General features: G+C 73.2%; 16 protein-coding genes. 13 read left to right on the top strand and 3 right to left on the bottom strand.

Annotated elements, in window-relative coordinates:
* The first annotated feature begins 261 nt into the window (after positions 1-261).
* The 9 genes from AB0927_RS19490 to AB0927_RS19450 all read left to right on the top strand — a co-directional run bounded on the left by AB0927_RS19490 (position 262) and on the right by AB0927_RS19450 (position 9,408).
* Complete coding sequence (locus tag AB0927_RS19490; protein ID WP_366668867.1) at positions 262-942, top strand: response regulator; 681 nt, start codon at positions 262-264, stop codon at positions 940-942.
* Positions 943-1,066: 124 nt separating this feature from the next.
* Positions 1,067-3,805, top strand: coding sequence for a DNA translocase FtsK (locus AB0927_RS19485; protein ID WP_366668866.1), 2,739 nt, complete (start codon positions 1,067-1,069; stop codon positions 3,803-3,805).
* Positions 3,806-4,142: 337 nt separating this feature from the next.
* Positions 4,143-4,985 (top strand): RodZ domain-containing protein, encoded by an 843-nt coding sequence (locus AB0927_RS19480; protein ID WP_366668865.1) that lies wholly within the window; start codon positions 4,143-4,145, stop codon positions 4,983-4,985.
* Between the two features lie 93 nt (positions 4,986-5,078).
* Positions 5,079-6,551 (top strand): 30S ribosomal protein S12 methylthiotransferase RimO, encoded by a 1,473-nt coding sequence (gene rimO / locus AB0927_RS19475; RefSeq protein WP_366668864.1) that lies wholly within the window; start codon positions 5,079-5,081, stop codon positions 6,549-6,551.
* Entirely contained in the window at positions 6,548-7,336 is a 789-nt protein-coding gene (gene pgsA / locus AB0927_RS19470; RefSeq protein ID WP_366668863.1) for a CDP-diacylglycerol--glycerol-3-phosphate 3-phosphatidyltransferase, read from the top strand. Before rimO ends, pgsA begins: the two co-directional genes overlap by 4 nt.
* Positions 7,333-7,878, top strand: a complete 546-nt coding sequence (locus AB0927_RS19465) for a CinA family protein (RefSeq protein ID WP_366668862.1) — start codon at positions 7,333-7,335, stop codon at positions 7,876-7,878. The genes pgsA and AB0927_RS19465 overlap by 4 nt, the downstream gene beginning before the upstream one ends.
* A 109-nt stretch (positions 7,879-7,987) precedes the next feature.
* Positions 7,988-8,362, top strand: a complete 375-nt coding sequence (locus AB0927_RS19460) for a helix-turn-helix transcriptional regulator (protein ID WP_366668861.1) — start codon at positions 7,988-7,990, stop codon at positions 8,360-8,362.
* Between the two features lie 236 nt (positions 8,363-8,598).
* A complete protein-coding gene (locus AB0927_RS19455) occupies positions 8,599-9,069 on the top strand; it encodes a DNA starvation/stationary phase protection protein (RefSeq protein ID WP_366668860.1) in 471 nt (156 codons plus the stop codon).
* 60 nt (positions 9,070-9,129) lie between these two features.
* The gene (locus AB0927_RS19450) at positions 9,130-9,408 is read left to right on the top strand and encodes a hypothetical protein (RefSeq protein WP_366668859.1); all 279 of its coding nucleotides are present in this window, start codon (positions 9,130-9,132) and stop codon (positions 9,406-9,408) included.
* A gap of 25 nt (positions 9,409-9,433) precedes the next feature.
* Here AB0927_RS19450 and AB0927_RS19445 read toward each other — a convergent pair whose 3' ends face one another.
* Entirely contained in the window at positions 9,434-10,279 is an 846-nt protein-coding gene (locus AB0927_RS19445; RefSeq protein ID WP_366668858.1) for a DNA-formamidopyrimidine glycosylase family protein, read from the bottom strand.
* 159 nt (positions 10,280-10,438) lie between these two features.
* The gene (locus AB0927_RS19440; protein WP_366668857.1) at positions 10,439-15,388 is read right to left on the bottom strand and encodes a DEAD/DEAH box helicase; all 4,950 of its coding nucleotides are present in this window, start codon (positions 15,386-15,388) and stop codon (positions 10,439-10,441) included.
* Between the two features lie 109 nt (positions 15,389-15,497).
* Here AB0927_RS19440 and AB0927_RS19435 point away from each other — a divergent pair, with 109 nt between their 5' ends.
* From AB0927_RS19435 to AB0927_RS19425, 3 genes are read left to right on the top strand one after another with little or no spacing between them, the layout of a single operon-like run.
* Positions 15,498-16,448: an AraC family transcriptional regulator gene (locus AB0927_RS19435; RefSeq protein WP_366668856.1), complete on the top strand. Its 951-nt coding sequence runs from the start codon at positions 15,498-15,500 to the stop codon at positions 16,446-16,448.
* Positions 16,448-17,245: an AzlC family ABC transporter permease gene (locus tag AB0927_RS19430; RefSeq protein ID WP_366668855.1), complete on the top strand. Its 798-nt coding sequence runs from the start codon at positions 16,448-16,450 to the stop codon at positions 17,243-17,245. The genes AB0927_RS19435 and AB0927_RS19430 overlap by 1 nt, the downstream gene beginning before the upstream one ends.
* Positions 17,242-17,550, top strand: a complete 309-nt coding sequence (locus AB0927_RS19425) for an AzlD domain-containing protein (RefSeq protein WP_366668854.1) — start codon at positions 17,242-17,244, stop codon at positions 17,548-17,550. The genes AB0927_RS19430 and AB0927_RS19425 overlap by 4 nt, the downstream gene beginning before the upstream one ends.
* A 27-nt stretch (positions 17,551-17,577) precedes the next feature.
* Here AB0927_RS19425 and AB0927_RS19420 read toward each other — a convergent pair whose 3' ends face one another.
* Entirely contained in the window at positions 17,578-18,561 is a 984-nt protein-coding gene (locus AB0927_RS19420; RefSeq protein WP_366668853.1) for a hypothetical protein, read from the bottom strand.
* 80 nt (positions 18,562-18,641) lie between these two features.
* On the opposite strand from AB0927_RS19420, the gene AB0927_RS19415 reads away from it, so the two are divergent.
* A complete protein-coding gene (locus AB0927_RS19415; protein ID WP_366668852.1) occupies positions 18,642-18,836 on the top strand; it encodes a DUF3046 domain-containing protein in 195 nt (64 codons plus the stop codon).
* The last annotated feature ends 13 nt before the right edge of the window (positions 18,837-18,849 follow it).

Raw genomic sequence — 18,849 nt, 5'->3', positions numbered from 1 at the left:
CCATGGTGTGAACACCCGGGGAACCCCCGGCGGGCGCGCGGAGTTGTGTGCTTAGGCTGGCCGCGGACGTATGGGAACGTGGGGTTCCGGGAACCATCCGGGTTCCCGCCGCGTTTCCGCTACGTGCACGGTGACATCGCGGTGACAGGGTGTGGCGACAAGCGGGGTGCGGCTACGATGACCGGCACAAGGGAGGGCGGCGAAAGGGAGTCGTCCCCTGGGGCGGCGCCCGGTGTACCGCCGGGGCGAGGAGGGCGGGCCATGGTGCAGAAGGCCAAGATCCTCCTGGTCGATGACCGGCCGGAGAATCTGCTGGCGCTGGAGGCCATCCTCTCTGCGCTCGATCAGACGCTGGTGCGGGCATCGAGCGGGGAGGAAGCGCTCAAAGCGCTGCTCACGGATGATTTCGCGGTCATCCTGCTGGACGTCCAGATGCCGGGCATGGACGGGTTCGAGACCGCGGCGCACATCAAGCGGCGCGAGCGCACCCGGGACATCCCGATCATCTTCCTCACGGCGATCAACCACGGCCCGCACCACACCTTCCGGGGCTACGCGGCCGGCGCGGTGGACTACATCTCCAAGCCGTTCGACCCATGGGTGCTGCGCGCCAAGGTCTCGGTGTTCGTCGAGCTGTACATGAAGAACTGTCAGCTGCGCGAGCAGGCGGCGCTGCTGCGGCTCCAGTTGGAGGGCGGCGGCAAGGGCGCGGTCGGCGGCAAGGAGTCGGCCGGACTGCTCGCCGAGCTGTCCGCGCGGCTCGCGGCCGTCGAGGAGCAGGCAGAGGCGCTGTCCAAGCAGTTGGACGACGACTCCGCGGACGCGGCCGCGGTGGCCACGGCGGCCCATCTGGAGCGCAAACTCACCGGGCTGCGCCGTGCCCTCGACGCCCTGGAGCCGGGCACCGGCGCGGGCGGCCCCGCGGTGCCGTCGGCCAACTGATCCATGCCGGGGCACCAGTTGCCCGTGAGTCCGCGTCAGTTCCGCGCCCCGGCAAGGGCGACACGAACGGGTGAAGCTGTGGGCACACGTGTCCGCTGTCGTCTCCCCCGGTAACCTCATCTCCATGGCCTCACGTCCCTCCGCAGCCAAGAAGCAGCCCGCGAAGAAGGCGGCCGCTCCCGCGAAGGGTCCGGCCAGGAAGGCCGTCGCGAAGAAGGCCCCGGCCGGCAAGGTGCCCGCCAAGAAGGCGCCGGCCAGGAAGACCGCGGCCAAGAAGGCGCCGCCGAAGCCGGCGCCCAGCCCCACCGGGGGCGTGTACCGCGTGGCGCGCGCCCTCTGGCTCGGCCTCGCGCACGCCGTCGGCGCCGTCTTCCGCGGCGTGGGACAGGGCGCCAGGAACCTCGACCCGGCCCACCGCAAGGACGGCGTCGCGCTGCTGCTGTTCGGCATCGCGCTGATCGTCGCCGCCGGCACCTGGGCCGACCTCAAGGGCCCCGTCGGCGATCTGGTGGAGGTCCTGGTCACCGGCTCCTTCGGCCGGCTCGACCTGCTGGTGCCGATCCTGCTCGCGGTGATCGCCGTACGGCTCATCCGGCACCCGGAGAAGCCGGAGGCCAACGGGCGGATCGTGATCGGTCTGTCCGCGCTCCTCATCGGGGTGCTCGGCCAGGTCCACATCGCGTGCGGCTCGCCCGCCCGCAGCGACGGCATGCAGGCCATAAGGGACGCCGGCGGCCTCATCGGCTGGGCGGCCGCCACCCCGCTCACGTACGCCATGACCGAGATGCTCGCCGTGCCCCTGCTCGTGCTGCTGACCGTCTTCGGGCTGCTCGTGGTGACCGCCACCCCCGTCAACGCCATCCCGCAGCGGCTGCGCGCCCTCGGGGTGCGTCTCGGCGTGCTGCGCGAGCACGAGCCGGAGGAGATCACCGAGGACGACGAGCGCTACGAGGAGCAGTGGCGCGAGGCGCTGCCCGCGCGCTCCCGCAGGCGCCCGGGCACCCCCCAGGCGTACGACCCCGACGGCGCCGAGGAAGAGGCCCTCTCGCGCCGCCGCGGCCGCCCCAGGCGCTCCGCGGTGCCCCAGCCGGATCCGCAGCGGCAGATGGACGCCGTGGACGTGGCCGCCGCTGCCGCCGCGGCGCTGGACGGCGCCGTGCTGCACGGCATGCCGCCCTCCCCGCTGGTCGCCGATCTCACCCAGGGCGTCAGCGTCGGCGACCGGGAGGAGACCGCCGAGGTCCCGGCCCCCGAGCCGCCCGCCAAGCCGGTCCCGGCCGCCCGCCCCGAGCAGGGCAAGGGCTCCGTCGTACCCGACCTCACGAAGAAGGCGCCCGACGCGCCCCGCGACCTGCCCGCGCGCGCGGAGCAGTTGCAGTTGTCCGGTGACATCACCTACGCGCTCCCCGCCCTGGACCTGCTCCGGCGCGGCGGGCCCGGCAAGGCGCGCAGCGCCGCCAACGACGCAGTGGTCGCCTCGCTCACCCAGGTCTTCTCCGAGTTCAAGGTCGACGCGGCCGTCACCGGCTTCACCCGCGGCCCGACGGTCACCCGCTACGAGGTCGAACTGGGCCCGGCCGTCAAGGTGGAGCGGATCACCGCGCTCACCAAGAACATCGCGTACGCGGTGGCCAGCCCGGACGTGCGGATCATCAGCCCCATCCCCGGCAAGTCCGCGGTGGGCATCGAGATCCCCAACACCGACCGGGAGATGGTCAACCTCGGCGACGTGCTGCGCCTCGCGGAGTCCGCGGAGGACGACGACCCGATGCTGGTCGCCTTCGGCAAGGACGTCGAGGGCGGCTACGTCATGCACTCGCTGGCGAAGATGCCGCACATGCTGGTCGCCGGCGCCACCGGTTCCGGCAAGTCGTCCTGCATCAACTGCCTGATCACCTCGATCATGATGCGGGCGACCCCGGAGGACGTGCGGATGATCCTGGTCGACCCCAAGCGGGTCGAACTGACCGCCTACGAGGGCATCCCGCACCTGATCACGCCGATCATCACCAACCCCAAGCGGGCCGCCGAGGCGCTGCAGTGGGTGGTGCGCGAGATGGACCTGCGCTACGACGACCTCGCGGCCTACGGCTACCGGCACATCGACGACTTCAACCGCGCCGTGCGCGAGGGCAGGGCCAAGCCGCCGCAGGGCAGTGAGCGCGAGCTGCAGCCGTACCCGTACCTGCTGGTGATCGTGGACGAGCTGGCCGACCTGATGATGGTCGCCCCGCGCGACGTCGAGGACGCGATCGTGCGCATCACCCAGCTCGCGCGCGCGGCCGGCATCCACCTGGTGCTCGCCACCCAGCGCCCCTCCGTCGACGTGGTCACCGGTCTGATCAAGGCCAACGTGCCCTCCCGTCTCGCCTTCGCCACCTCCTCGCTGGCCGACTCCCGCGTCATCCTCGACCAGCCCGGCGCCGAGAAGCTGATCGGCAAGGGCGACGGCCTCTTCCTGCCGATGGGCGCCAACAAGCCGACTCGTATGCAGGGCGCGTTCGTGACCGAGGAGGAGGTCGCGGCGGTTGTACAGCACTGCAAGGAGCAGATGACGCCGGTCTTCCGGGAGGACGTCACGGTCGGCACCAAGCAGAAGAAGGAGATCGACGAGGACATCGGCGACGACCTCGACCTGCTGTGCCAGGCGGCCGAACTCGTCGTGTCCACCCAGTTCGGCTCCACGTCCATGCTCCAGCGCAAGCTGCGCGTCGGCTTCGCCAAGGCCGGCCGGCTCATGGACCTCATGGAGTCGCGCGGCGTCGTGGGACCCAGCGAGGGCTCCAAGGCGCGCGACGTTCTGGTGAAACCGGACGAACTGGACGGCGTGCTCGCCGTGATTCGCGGCGAGTCCGAGGGATAGTACGAAGAGCCGCCCGGTTCCGCGCGACGTGCACCGGGCGGCGATCCGCCGTGAACAGCCCGTTCCGGCGTGACCGATCCGTGCCGTCGTGACCCGCTCGTGCCCGCCGTGATCCACCCGTTAGAGAGTGGCGGGCAACCGTTTCCCTTTGTCCCACGTCAAGTTGAGCGAGAGGACAGGTAAGCGTCCCGTCCCGGGGTATCCGCCTGTCCAGCCACCGGAATGTCGGGCCATTCCGATGGCGTAGAAGTTCGTACCGCCCGGTTGCCCCACCCTTTCGTACCCCCCCTAGACTGAGCTTCCAGCACAGGTGGCTACACGCTCGAAAGGCGCCCCCGTGTCCATCGGCAACTCCCCTGAAGACGAGCGTCCCTTCCCAGACGAGTCCCAGGAGGCCCGAATCCCCGTGGGCCGTGCCCTCCAGCAGGCGCGGATCGCGGCCGGGCTCACCGTGGACGACGTCAGCAGCGCCACCCGGGTCCGCCTCGCCATCGTGCACGCCATCGAGGCGGACGACTTCGGTCCCTGCGGCGGCGCGGTGTACGCGCGCGGCCACATCCGAAACCTGGCGAGGGCCGTCCACCTCGACCCCGAGCCGCTCGTCGCCCAGTACGACGCCGAGCACGGCGGCCGGCCCGCGCCCACCCCGGCCGCGCCCCTGTTCGAGGCCGAGCGGATCCGCCCCGAGCGCCGGGGCCCCAACTGGACCGCGGCGATGGTCGCCGCGATCGTCGTCGTGATCGGTTTCGTCGGCTTCACCGCGGTCAAGGGCGGCGCCGGCGGAAGCGACTCCAAGTCGCAGGTCGCCGAGGGCTCCACGCCCGGCACCAGCGAGGCGGCCTCGCCCGCGCCGACCAGGGACAAGCCCGCCGAGCCGACCCCCGAGCCCACCGACAGCGCCATCGCGGCCGCCCCGCAGGACAAGGTCACCGTCCAGATCAGCGCGCCCAACGGACGCAGCTGGATCTCGGCCAAGGACCACAACGGGCGGATGCTCTTCGACGGCCTGCTGGACAAGGGCCAGTCCAAGACCTTCCAGGACAACGCCAAGATCAACCTGATCCTCGGTGACGCCGGCGCGATCGAGCTGTACGTCAACGGCAAGAAGATCGAGGACAACTTCCGGCCCGGCGCCGTGGAGCGCCTGACGTACACCAAGGGCGACCCCGTCGCGGGCTGATCCGGCCCGCCGCGGCACCGCTGCGACGGGGTCGGCCGGGTAGGCCAACCCCGTCGACGTGGGCTGTCGGCGAGACAAAGTACTCTTGAGCCCATGCCTGAACGCCGTACCGTCGCACTCGTCACTCTCGGCTGCGCCCGTAACGAGGTGGATTCCGAGGAGCTCGCAGGTCGTTTGGAGGCGGACGGCTGGCAGCTCGTCGAGGACGCCGCGGACGCAGACGTCGCCGTCGTCAACACCTGTGGCTTTGTCGAGGCCGCCAAGAAGGACTCCGTCGACGCCCTCCTGGAGGCCAACGACCTCAAGGGCCATGGGAGAACCCAGGCCGTCGTGGCGGTGGGCTGCATGGCCGAGCGGTACGGCAAGGAACTGGCCGAGGCCCTGCCCGAGGCCGACGGTGTGCTCGGCTTCGACGACTACACGGACATCTCCGACCGCCTGCAGACCATCCTGTCCGGCGGCATCCACGCCTCGCACACCCCGCGCGACCGCCGCAAGCTGCTGCCGGTCAGCCCGGCCCAGCGCCAGGACTCGGCCGCCTCGGTCGCGCTGCCCGGCCACGCCCCGGCCGACCTCCCGGAGGGCCTGGCGCCCGCCTCGGGACCCCGCGCGCCGCTGCGCCGCCGGCTGGACGGCGCCCCGGTCGCCTCGGTGAAGCTGGCCTCCGGCTGCGACCGGCGCTGCTCCTTCTGCGCCATCCCGTCCTTCCGCGGCTCCTTCATCTCCCGCCGCCCCAGCGACGTGCTCAACGAGACGCGCTGGCTGGCCGAGCAGGGCGTGAAGGAGATCATGCTGGTCTCCGAGAACAACACGTCGTACGGCAAGGACCTCGGCGACATCCGTCTGCTGGAGTCCCTGCTGCCCGAACTGGCCGGGATCGACGGCATCGAGCGGGTCCGGGTGAGCTACCTCCAGCCGGCCGAGATGCGCCCCGGGCTGATCGACGTGCTGACCTCGACGCCCAAGATCGCGCCGTACTTCGACCTGTCCTTCCAGCACTCGGCGCCCGGTGTGCTGCGCGCCATGCGCCGCTTCGGCGACACCGACCGCTTCCTGGAGCTGCTCGACACCATCCGCTCCAAGGCCCCCGAGGCCGGTGTGCGCTCCAACTTCATCGTCGGCTTCCCCGGCGAGAGCGAGGCGGACCTGGCCGAACTGGAGCGGTTCCTGAACGGCGCCCGCCTGGACGCCATCGGCGTCTTCGGCTACTCCGACGAGGAGGGCACCGAGGCGGCCACCTACGCCGACAAGCTGGACGAGGACGTCGTGGCCGAGCGGCTGGCCCACATCTCCCGGCTCGCGGAGGAACTGGTCTCGCAGCGCGCCGAGGAGCGCGTCGGCGAGAGCGTGCACGTCATGGTGGAGTCGGTGGACGACGAGGAGGGCGTCCACGGCCGCGCCGCGCACCAGGCGCCCGAGACCGACGGCCAGGTGCTGCTCACGAGCGGCGAGGGTCTCGTCGTCGGACGTATGGTCGAGGCGAAGGTGGTCGGTACCGAGGGTGTCGACCTGGTGGCCGAGCCGCTGGCCGGCTCGCGCGCGTGTAGTGAGGAGGCGGGCAGATGACCGGAGTCCCGGCATCCGCCGCGGGCGGCTCCTCCGGCGCGCAGGGCGCGCGGTGCACCGCCGCCGCCGCTGCCGACGGCGTTGCGTCCGAGGTCTCCGGTTCCGCGTCCGCTCCCGGTGAAGCCGTGCCCGGCGCCGACCCGGCGGACGAGGGCAGGCCCGCGCGCGGCGGCAAGATCACGGCCGCGGCGGTCAACCAGGCGAGCGTATGGAATGTCGCCAATCTGCTGACGATGTTCCGGCTGGTCCTGGTGCCCGCCTTCGTGGCGCTGATGCTGGAGAACGGCGGCTACGACCCGGCCTGGCGCTCGCTGGCCTGGGCGTCCTTCGCCATCGCCATGATCACCGACCTGTTCGACGGTCATCTGGCGCGCACCTACAACCTGGTCACCGACTTCGGCAAGATCGCCGACCCCATCGCCGACAAGGCGATCATGGGCGCGGCGCTGATCTGCCTCTCCTCCCTGGGCGACCTGCCGTGGTGGGTCACGGTGGTGATCCTCGGCCGGGAACTCGGCATCACGCTGATGCGTTTTCTGGTCATTCGCTACGGCGTGATCCCGGCCAGCCGCGGCGGCAAGCTGAAGACCCTGACCCAGGGCGTCGCCGTCGGCATGTACGTGCTGGCGCTGACCGGATGGCTCGCCACGCTGCGCTTCTGGGTGATGGCCGCGGCGGTCGTCCTGACCGTCGTCACCGGACTTGACTATGTAAGACAAGCCATTGTGCTGCGCAGGCAGGGAATCGCCGAGCGCGCGGCGGCGTTGGAGGAGACGGAAGCGTGAGTTCTCCGGCCACCGAACTGGTGCGACTACTGACAGTGAGGGGCGAGACCCTCGCGGTCGCCGAGTCGCTCACGGGTGGTCTGGTCGCGGCGGAGATCACCGCGGTGCCGGGGGCGTCGAAGGTGTTCCGAGGGTCGGTCACCGCCTACGCCACCGAACTGAAGCACCGGTTGCTGGGCGTCGACGCGGCTCTGCTGGAGCGGCGCGGAGCGGTGGATCCGCAGGTCGCGGCGGAGATGGCGGCCGGGGTGCGCAAGGCTCTGGGCGCCGACTGGGGCATCGCGACCACAGGGGTCGCCGGCCCCGACCCGCAGGACGGCCGGCCTGTCGGCACGGTATTCGTGGCCGCTGACGGGCCGCTGACGGCTTCCGCGCCTTCCGCCGGTGGCGGAAAAGTGGAGGCCCTGCGGTTGAACGGCAGCCGTACGGAAATCCGTAGGGAGAGTGTACGGAGCGTACTCGCACTGCTTCTGGAGCAGATCGCGGGCGAACAGTCTGGGAATGAGCGGGCACAGGATACGGAACGGAACGGGGGGTTTTGATGTTTGCAGCCCTGAGTGAACACGACATCGCTCCCCGCACGGCCGCAGCGCGAGGCGGTACGGTGGGGCGTGAAGGATGCGGCTACGCGGTCCGAGGAGGGAGCCACCGATGATTCTGCTCCGTCGCCTGCTGGGTGACGTGCTGCGTCGGCAGCGCCAACGCCAGGGCCGTACTCTGCGCGAAGTCTCCTCGTCCGCCCGAGTCTCACTCGGCTATCTCTCCGAGGTGGAGCGGGGGCAGAAGGAGGCTTCCTCCGAGCTGCTCTCCGCCATCTGCGACGCGCTGGACGTACGGATGTCGGAACTCATGCGTGAAGTGAGCGATGAACTGGCGCTCGCCGAGCTGGCCCAGTCCGCCGCGGCCACCGAGGCCGTGCCCACGCCGGTCCGTCCGATGCTGGGTTCCGTCTCGGTGAGCGGTGTGCCACCGGAACGGGTGACCATCAAGGCGCCCGCGAAGGCGGTGGACGTGGTCGCCGCCTGAGATACGCGGCGGCACGAGCGACGGGCGCCGGCAGGCACCGACAGACACAGCCAGACATGTACGAGGCCCCGGCCGGGCTTCTCGGGACGAACCCGGGGAGCGTGGCCGGGGCTTCGTGCTGCGCTCGCGTATACACCCTTTGTGTCTGTATGCGTCCGTTTGCCGGGTCCCGGTGGGGCGGTCATGGTGGAGGGACGTGACGGCCGCGAGGGCCGCCGGACCGCCGGAGGAAGCGGATGTACGTCGTGAAGAGCCCGTTGGTCGACGCGGACCTGAAGACCGTGGCCGAGGCGCTGCAGGGCGCCCTGGTCGACCTGGTGGATCTGTCCCTGGTCGCCAAGCAGATCCACTGGAACGTCGTCGGACCCCGCTTCCGCTCCGTCCACCTCCAGTTGGACGAGGTCGTCGCCTCCGCCCGCACCCACTCGGACACGGTGGCCGAGCGCGCCTCGGCGCTGGGCGTCCCGCCCGACGGCCGCGCCGCCACGGTCTCCTCGGGCAGTGGCATCACGACCGCACCGGCGGGCTGGATCAAGGACGGGGACGGGGTCGGGGCGATGGTGGACGCCCTCGGCTCCGTCATCACCCGGATGCGGGAGCGTGTGCTCGCGACGGGGGAACCGGACCCGGTGTCCCAGGACATCTTCATCCAGATCACCGCCGACCTGGAGAAGCATCACTGGATGTTCCAGGCGGAGAACGCGTAGCGGCCGCCGGTGCCGAGGGGGAGCGGCCGCGGGCCGGCGTCACGTCGGGAGGTGGTGGGCATGACGGGGCGTGCGGTGCGCTGGGCGGTGGCGCTGGCGGGCGGCGCGGTGTGGTGGTGGGCCGTGCTGCGGCTCGCCCTGGGGCAGGGTGAGGGCGCGCTGGAAGGCGCCGTCGCGGCCGGCGGGTGGGGGCTCAGCGTGCTGCCGGTGCACTGCGCGCCCAAGGGGAAGGCGGCGGGGGCGCTGGTTCCTGGGCGCTGGGCGGCCGCTTGGCGGGTCCGGAGCGGCAACGGCCCGTCGCCGGGCCCGCGTTCGAGCGGCGTGTCCGATCCGTCGTGAACACCGGCGGCCCGTTGGCGTGCCGTCAGGGCAGAGTACGACGGTGGCGCTCGCGCCAACGCTGGGGCGCGTCCGGCGCCGGGGCCGGGCCGGCCTGGCAGGCGGGGCACCAGTAGGTGGGGCGGTCCTGGGAGCCGTCGCCCTGGTCGGCCACGCGGATCGAGGTGTGGCAGCGCAGGCAGGGGCGGGGCGCGCGGCCGTACACGAAGAGGTCGTGCCGGTGCAGGCCCGTGGTCTGGCGGACCGGGCGGTCACGGTTGGACTGGAGCAGCCGCTGCGCGAGGCCGGGCAGCGCGGCGGCACGGTCCGCGGGGAGCGCGCCGACGGGCAGCCAGGGCGTGACGCCGAGCAGGAAGCACAGCTCGCTCTTGTAGATGTTGCCGATTCCGGCCAGATTGCGCTGGTCGAGCAGGGCCTCGCCGAGGGGCCGGGCAGGGTCGGTGCGCAGATTGGCCAGCGCGCGCTCCGGGTCCCAGTCCGGGCCGAGCAGATCGGGTCCGAGGTGGCCGACCACCCGCTCCTCCTCGGTGGTGGGCAGCAGCTCCAGCACCTGGAGGCGGTAGCCGACGGCCGTGCGGTCGACGGTGCCGAGCACCGCGCGGATCTGGTGCCCCGGCCCGCCGCGCCACCGCTCGCCCGCGCCGTACACCTTCCACGCGCCCTCCATGCGCAGATGGGTGTGCAGCGTCAGGCCGCCCTCGAACCGGGTGAGCAGGTGCTTGCCGCGTGGGACGGTGTTCAGCACCCGGCGGCCGGTGAGGTCGACGGTGGCGTACTTCGGCACCCGGAAGTCGCTGCGGGTCAGCGCCTTGCCCGCGAGGGCCTCGTGCAACCGCCGCGCGGCCTGCCAGACCGTGTCACCTTCGGGCATGGGTCAAGGGTGCCACGGCGGGGGTGAGGGGGTGGGGGTGAGGACGAGGGGACGGTTGCGAGCAGGAGTTGGCGGATCGGTGGATCGAGGGTGGCCTGGCGGCTCGGGGGCCCGAGGCTCGGGGCCCCGCGGCGAGGCCCACCACCTCACCCGGCCGTCTCACGCTCTCAGGCGCAACCCCCGCGGGGTGGCCACGAAGCCCGCCGCTTCCAGGAGGGTGCCGGTGGGGGAGGTCAGGGCGGGGGTGCCGTTGATCCGCTCGACGGTGACCGTGCCGAGGGAGCCGGCGCGGGCGGCCGCGGCCAGGGCCTCGGCGGCCGTCCGTAGCCGGGAGTCCTCCGTGGCCCCGGTGTCGGGGGCGACGGGCCAGGCCAGGAGCGTCTTGCCGCCGCGCTCCATGTACAGGGTCAGCTCGCCCTCCACCAGGACGATCAGGGACCCCGCCTTCCGCCCCGGTTTGTGTCCGGCGCCGGTCGGTGGCTCGGGCCAGGACAGGGCCGCGCCGTAGGCGTTCGCCGGGTCGGCCGCGGCGAGGACGACGGCACGGGGATCGGGCGAGCGGTCCCGGCCGTGTCCCCCGTACGGCCCCCGGTCCCCCCGGAAGCCCGAGCCGTAGCCGGTGGATCCGCCGCCCCGCGGGCCGCCGTAGCCGGGGGCGGAGAAGGGGTCGGCGAGGGCGCCGGGCGGATCGGCCGGCGGCCGGCTGAAGTCACCGTCGAGACCGGGGTGGGCGAAACCCGCGTCGGCGCCGGAAGAGGTGGGGCCGTGCGGGCCGCCGCCCATGCCCGGGAAGCCGTTCGGATCGGTGAATCCGGGGGCGGTGAAGCCGTTCGTCGGGGCGGAGAGGGACTCCCCCCGTTCACGCGCGTTGGACACCGCCCGCAGCCGGTCCACCGCGCCGTCCATGGCGAACTGGGCCGCGCCGAGGCCCTCGACGACGTAACCGCGTCTGGCCTGCCCGCTCTCCTCGAAGACGGACAGCACCCGGTACACCGCCGAGAAGCCGCCCTCGATGCCCTCCGCGGCGACCGCCCCCCGCGTCACCACGCCGTGCCGGTCCAGCAGGGTGCGGGCCAGCGCGTGCGCGCGCACGGTGGGGTCCGGCTCGGCTGCGGGCAGCAGGGACCAGCGCCCCGCGACGGTCGGCGGGCCGGTACGGGAGGCCGTACGCGCCGCGGCCGTCAGGGAGCCGTAGCGCCCGCGCGGCACGGCGCGCTTGGCGCGGTGGGCGGTCGAGCCCGCGGTACGGCCCGAGCCCAGCAGGGAGCGCATCGGCGCCAGTGTGTCGTTGGTGAGCCGGCCCGACCAGGCCAGGTCCCAGAGGACCTCGGCCAGTTGGGGATCGGTGGCCTCGGGATGCGTGGTGGCGCGGACCTGGTCGGCGATCTGCCGGAAGAACAGGCCGTAGCCACCGGACAGCGCCTCCAGGACGGACTGGTGCAGCGCGGTCAGCTCCAGCGGGTGCGGCGGCGGGAGCAACAGCGGTGCCGCGTCCGCCAGATAGAGGGAGACCCAGCCGTCCTTGCCGGGCAGGGCGCCCGCGCCGGCCCACACCACCTCGCCGGCCGCGGTCAGCTCGTCCAGCATCGACGGCGTGTAGTTCGCCACCCGCGACGGCAGGACCAGCTTCTCCAGTGCGGACGCGGGCACGGAGGCACCCTGCAACTGCTCGACGGCGCGCACCAGTCCGTCGGCGCCGCGCAGCCCGTGCCCCTTGCCGATGTGCTGCCACTGCGGCAGGAACTGCGCGAGCGCGGCGGGCGGTACGGGCTCCACCTCGTGCCGCAGAGCCGCCAGGGAGCGGCGGCGCAGCCGCCGTAGCACCGTGGCGTCGCACCATTCCTGGCCGATGCCCGCGGGATGGAACTCGCCCTGCACCACCCGGCCGCTCGCCGCGAGCCGCTGGAGGGCGCCCTCGGTGACCGCCACGCCCAGACCGAAGCGGTCGGCCGCGGTGGCCGAGGTGAACGGGCCGTGCGTACGGGCATAGCGGGCGAGGAGATCGCCCAGGGGGTCCTTGACCGGTTCGGTGAAGGCCTCGGGGACGCCGACGGGCAGCGCGGTGCCGAGCGCGTCGCGCAGCCGGCCCGCGTCCTCGACCGCGGCCCAGTGGTCGGCGCCGGAGATCCGGACCTTGATCGCCCGGCGGGCCCCGGCCAGCTCCCGCACCCAGTGCGGATCCGCGCCCCGGGCGACCAACTCGGCCTCGGTGAGCGGGCCGAGCAGCCGCAGCACGTCGGCGACGCCCTCCACGTCCTTGATCCGGCGGTCCTCGGTGAGCCACTGGAGTTCGCGCTCCAGCTCGGTCAGCACGTCGGCGTCGAGCAGTTCGCGCAGCTCCGCCTGGCCGAGCAGCTCGGCCAGCAGCCGGGAGTCCAGGGAGAGCGCGGCGGCGCGGCGCTCGGCCAGCGGGGAATCGCCCTCGTACAGGAACTGGGCGACATACCCGAACAGGAGGGAGTGGGCGAAGGGGGACGGCTCCGGGGTGGTGACCTCGACCAGGCGCACCTTGCGGGACTCGATGTCGCCCATCAGCTCGGCCAGGCCCGGCACGTCGAAGACGTCCTGGAGGCATTCGCGGACGGCCTCCAGGACGATCGGGAACGAGCCGAACTCGCTCGCCACCTGGAGCAGTTGGGCCGCGCGCTGGCGCTGCTGCCACAGCGGGGTGCGCTTGCCAGGGCTGCGGCGCGGCAGCAGCAGGGCGCGCGCGGCGCACTCGCGGAACCGGGAGGCGAACAGGGCCGAGCCGCCCACCTGGTCGGTGACCACCTGGTCGACCTCGCCCTTGTCGAAGGCGACGTCCGCCGCGCCCACGGGCGCCTGCTCGCTGTCGACCCCTGAGTGGAAGGGGGCGCCGGCCTTCATGGGCTCCTGGTCGAGCAGGTCCAGGCTCATCAGATCGGCGTCGGGCAGGCGCAGCACGATGCCGTCGTCGGCGTGCATCACCTGGGCGTCCATGCCGTAGCGCTCGGACAGCCGGGCGCCGAGCGCGAGGGCCCAGGGGGCGTGCACCTGGGCGCCGAAGGGGGAGTGGACGACGACCCGCCAGTCGCCCAGCTCGTCACGGAAGCGCTCCACGACGATCGTGCGGTCGTCCGGGACATGGCCGCAGGCCTCGCGCTGCTCCCGCAGATACGCCAGCACGTTGTCCGCCGCCCATGCGTCCAGGCCCGCGGTGAGCAGCCGCAGCCGGGCGTCGTCCTGGGGCAGTGAGCCGACCTCGCGCAGGAACGCGCCCACCGCGCGGCCCAGTTCGAGCGGTCGGCCCAGCTGGTCGCCCTTCCAGAAGGGCAGCCGGCCCGGCACGCCCGGCGCGGGGGAGACCAGGACCCGGTCGCGGGTGATGTCCTCGATGCGCCAGGAACTCGTGCCCAGTGTGAAGACGTCGCCGACGCGGGACTCGTAGACCATCTCCTCGTCCAGCTCGCCGACCCGGCCGCCGCCCTTCTTGGGGTCGCTGCCGGCGAGGAAGACCCCGAACAGGCCCCGGTCCGGGATGGTGCCGCCGGAGGTGACGGCCAGCCGCTGGGCACCCGGCCGGCCGGTGACGGTGCCGGCCACGCGGTCCCACACCACGCGGGGGCGCAGTTCCGCGAACGCGTCCGACGGGTAGCGGCCCGCGAGCATGTCGAGGACCGCGGTGAACGCGGATTCCGGGAGCGAGGCGAAGGGCGCCGCGCGGCGGACCACCGCGAGCAGGTCGTCGAACTGCCAGGTGTCCAGCGCCGTCATGGCGACGAGTTGCTGGGCGAGCACGTCCAGGGGATTCGCGGGCACCTTCAGGGACTCGATGGCGCCCGAGCGCATCCGCTCGGTCACCACGGCCGCCTGCACCAGGTCGCCCCGGTACTTGGGGAAGACCACACCGGTGGACACGGCGCCCACCTGGTGCCCGGCGCGGCCGACGCGCTGCAGCCCGGAGGCCACCGAGGGCGGGGACTCCACCTGGACGACGAGATCGACGGCGCCCATGTCGATGCCCAGCTCCAGGCTGGAGGTGGCGACCACGGCGGGCAGCCGGCCCGCCTTGAGGTCCTCCTCGACCAGCGCGCGCTGTTCCTTGGACACCGAGCCGTGGTGGGCACGGGCGATCACCGCGGGTGCGCCCTGGGCCGCGCCCGAGCCGCCCATCAGCTGGGCGGGGGAGTGGTGCTCCGCCAGCGGCTCGCCCGTGGCGCGCTCGTACGCGATCTCGTTGAGCCGGTTGCACAGCCGCTCGGCCAGGCGGCGGGAGTTGGCGAAGACGATGGTGGAGCGGTGCGACTGGACCAGGTCGGCGATCCGCTCCTCCACATGCGGCCAGATCGACGGCCGCTCCCCGCCGTCGGCCGCGTCGGTGGCGGGCGAGCCCCCCAGCTCGCCCATGTCCTCGATCGGCACCACCACCGAGAGGTCGAACTCCTTGCCGGACGCCGGCTGGACGATCTCCACCTTGCGGCGCGGCGAGAGATAGCGGGCGATCTCGTCCACCGGGCGCACCGTCGCCGACAGGCCGATCCGCCGGGCCGGCTTCGGGAGCAGTTCGTCGAGGCGCTCCAGGGAGAGCGCGAGATGCGCGCCGCGCTTGGTGCCCGCGACCGCGTGCACCTCGTCCAGGATCACCGTCTCCACGCCGGTGAGCGCGTCGCGGGTGGCCGAGGTCAGCATCAGGAAGAGCGACTCGGGGGTGGTGATCAGGATGTCCGGCGGGCGCGTGGACAGGGCGCGGCGCTCGGCGGCCGGGGTGTCGCCGGAGCGGATGCCGACCTTGACCTCGGGCTCCGGCAGGCCGAGGCGGACGGACTCCTGGCGGATACCGGTCAGCGGGCTGCGCAGATTGCGCTCGACGTCGACCGCGAGGGCCTTCAGCGGCGAGACGTACAGCACCCGGCAGCGCTTCTTCGGGTCGGCCGGGGGCGGGGCCGAGGCGAGCTGGTCCAGCGCGGCGAGGAACGCGGCCAGCGTCTTGCCGGAGCCGGTCGGCGCGACCACCAGCACGTCCGAACCCGCCTGGATGGCCTGCCACGCGCCCGCCTGGGCCGCGGTGGGCGCGGAGAACGCCCCCGTGAACCAGCCGCGGGTCGCGGGGGAGAAGCCGTCGAGGGCCCGGTGTGCGGAGCTGACCATGCGTCCATCCTGCACCCGACCACTGACAATCGAGCTGACCTGGGCAAATGCCCCGCGGAGGGGGGTGGGCCGGGGGCGGGACACGGCCGCCGCGGCGGACAATGGTCCCATGGCAGGCACGGCTGGACGGCAGGACGACGACCGCCCGCCCGGCGACCGGGCGCGGCCGGTGGAGCGGGAGCGGCGGCCGGTGGAGCGCGAGCGGCGGTCGGTGGAGCGGGCACGGCGGCCGGTGGAGCGGGCGCGGCACTGGCGTTACGAGGAACTGCCCGGCGTCGATCTGCTCCGCGCCCGGTACGTCCACAAGACCTTCGTCCGGCACACCCACGAGAACTTCGTGATCGCCGCCATCGCCGACGGTGTCGAGGTGTTCCACCACGGCGGTTCCGACGTGTCCGCGGGCGCGGGAGCCCTCGCGCTGGTCAACCCGGACACTCCGCACACCGGCCGGGCCGGGGTCCCGGAGGGCTGGCGGTACGGCGCGGTCTACCCCTCGCCCGAGGTGGTGGCGGCGATCGCGGCGGAGACCAGCACCCTGCGCGGCGCCCCCGGCTTCGTCAGCCCCGTCCTCGACGACCCCGCCACCGTCCGCCTCGTCCACGAGGTGCTCCGCGCCGCCGAGGAGGGCAACGCGCTGGCCGCCGACACGCTGCTCCGGGTCGCCGTGACGCGGCTGCTCCGGCTCAACGGCGGCACGCTGCCCGAACGGCGGCCGCGTACGGCCGGGGCCCGGACCGCGGCACGCGCGCGTGCCGTACTCGAGGAGCGCATGGCCGAGCCGCCGACCCTGGAACGGCTCGCCACCGACCTCGGGACCAGCCCGTTCGCGCTGCTGCGGGCCTTCCGAGACAGCTACGGCATGCCGCCGCACGCCTGGCTGACCGACGCCCGGGTGCGGCGCGCGCGGCTCCTCCTGGACGCCGGTACCCGGCCGGCCGAGGCGGCCGTCGCCGTCGGCTTCACCGACCAGCCCCACCTCAACCGGCACTTCGCCCGGATCGTCGGCGTGCCTCCGGGTGCCTATCAGCGCGAGCGCAAGAACGTACAAGACTCGCGCTGATGTTCGCCCGTACGGTCCCGGGTGTGGCACAGCAGACAGCATCAGCGGATATAGCGGACATAGCGGACGGCGCGGCCAAGCCCGACGCGGCGGTCGTACGGGACGCCCTCGGGGTCGGCGTCGCCGTGGGCCTGTCCGGGTTCGCCTTCGGGGTGACCTCGGCCGGCAGCGGACTGGGACTCCTCCAGACCTGCGCTCTCAGCCTTCTGGTGTTCACCGGCGCCTCCCAGTTCGCCCTGGTCGGAGCGCTGGCCGCCGGGGGCAACCCGTACACCGCCGCGGCCGGGGCCTTCTTCCTGGGCGTACGCAACGCCTTCTACGGGCTGCGTCTTTCGCAACTGCTCGCGCTGCCGCGCGCGGTGCGGCCCCTCGCCGCCCAGTGGGTGATCGACGAGACCACGGCGGTCACCCTGGCGCAGCCCACCCGGCGCGCCGCGCGGATCGGCTTCACGGTCACCGGACTCACCCTCTACGTGCTGTGGAACCTCACCACCCTGCTCGGCGCCCTGGGCGCCAAGGCCATCGGCGACACCCGCGCGTGGGGACTCGACGCGGCCGGGCCCGCGGTGTTCCTGGCCCTGCTCGCGCCGATGCTGAAGACGGCCACCGAGCGTGCGGTCGCGGGCCTCGCGGTGCTGCTGGGGCTCGGTCTGCTGCCCGTGCTGCCGGCCGGTGTGCCGGTCCTGGTGGCGGCGCTGGCCGCGCCGGCCGCCCTGTTCGCGTCGGGGCGACGCGCGAAGGCCACAGAGAAGATCAGGGAGAAGACCGCGGAGAAGGTCACGGAGGAGGGCCGGTGAACACCTGGATCGCGATCGGTCTGACCGTGCTCGGCTGTTACGCCGTCAAGCTCGCGGGCCTGCTGGTACCGGCCCACGTCATCGAGCGGCCCGTCGTACGGCGGCTCGCCGCCCTCCTGCCCGTCGCCCTCCTCGCCGCGCTCACCGCGCAGCAGACGTTCGCCCAGGGGCACGCGCTGGTGCTGGACGCCAGGGCGGCGGGGCTCGGGGCGGCCGCCCTGGCCCTGGTGCTGCGCGCGCCGTTCCTGGTGGTCGTCGCGGCGGCCGTGGTGGTGACGGCGGGCGTACGAGTCCTCGCCGGCTGAGCCGTCACGCATCGGGTTTGAGCCGGGTCAGCCCACGAAGCGGCCATAGGCCCGCAGGGTGCACAGCGCCTCGATCGTCGCCAGGGAGCGCGCTTCGAGCGCGGGGACCGGCGCCCACGGACGCCGGCGGATCGGCCAGCCGCCGTCCTCCTGCTGTTCGGCGGCCAGGTGGTCCAGGGAGCGCGCCATCTCGGCGTCGGTGAACCAGGCGCGCGCGAGCGACGCGGGGCTGCGGGCGAAATCATGCGGGAAGTGGCGCGTGCCCGGCGCGTGGCCGGGTGCCACCGGACGGGCGTCGGCCCGGTCCGGGTCCAGCGCCGCGAGCCGCCGCGCGCGCACCAGGCGGCCGAGCCGGTCCGCGGCGGCCTCCGCGCGCGGGCGGTCCGGAACCGAGTCCAGGAAGGCCACGGCGGCCCGCACCTCGCCGGGATGCGCCTCCTCCAGGGTCTCCACGGCCTGCCAGCAGAAGTCGGTGGCCCGGAACAGCCAGGCGTGCCACACCTCGTTGCGGTGCAGCAGCCCCACCACGGGGCCGGTGGTCGGCAGCGAGCCCCGGGAGTCCCCCTGAGCGGGCGGGTCCGTGGCTGTGGCCGTGGCCGTGGGAAAGCCGCCGGCGGCCGACGCCGCCGGATATCCGTGCCCGCTCGGGTGGACCGCCGGCAGCGCGCCGTCCGGCGTGGAGACGGAGGTCAGATAGCGGCACACCCGCTCCACGCGCTGTCCGCCGCAGCGCCCGACGGCGTCCAGGACGCGCAGCGCGTGCGCGGTGTGCGGGGGCTGGCTCACGGGTCCGCGCAGGTCGGGCTCCAGGGCGTGCCCGTAACCGCCGTCCTCGTTGCGGTAGGCGTCCAGTGCCGTCTCCACCGCGTCCGGGTCGCCGCGCAGGAAGTGGTACGCGAAGAGGCGCTGCTCCAGCACGCGCGCGGTGAGCCACACGAACTGCTCGGCGCTGAAGAGCGGGGAGCGCGCCGGGGGCGTGCAGGGGAGTGGGGATGCTCCGGTTTCGGCCATGCGTCAGACCGTAGGGCGCAGAGCGGCCCTGGCAAGCGGTCCCGGGCGGGCCCCACTCCCAGGGGCGGGATACTGGATTCATGCGGTTGACGGTCTTCTGGCAGCGGATGGCGGAACACTTCGGTCCGGGGTACGCCGACACCTTCGCGCGCGATCACGTGATGTCGGAGCTGGGCGGACGCACGGTGAACGAGGCGCTGGACGCCGGCTGGGCGGCCAAGGACGTGTGGCGCGTGGTGTGCACGGTCATGAACGTGCCGGGAGAGCGGCGCTGAGAGTGCCCGGCTC

The sequence above is a fragment of the Streptomyces sp. NPDC048106 genome, assembly GCF_040706415.1.
Taxonomy (GTDB): domain Bacteria; phylum Actinomycetota; class Actinomycetes; order Streptomycetales; family Streptomycetaceae; genus Streptomyces.
This window is presented reverse-complemented; position numbering and strand designations above follow the sequence as displayed.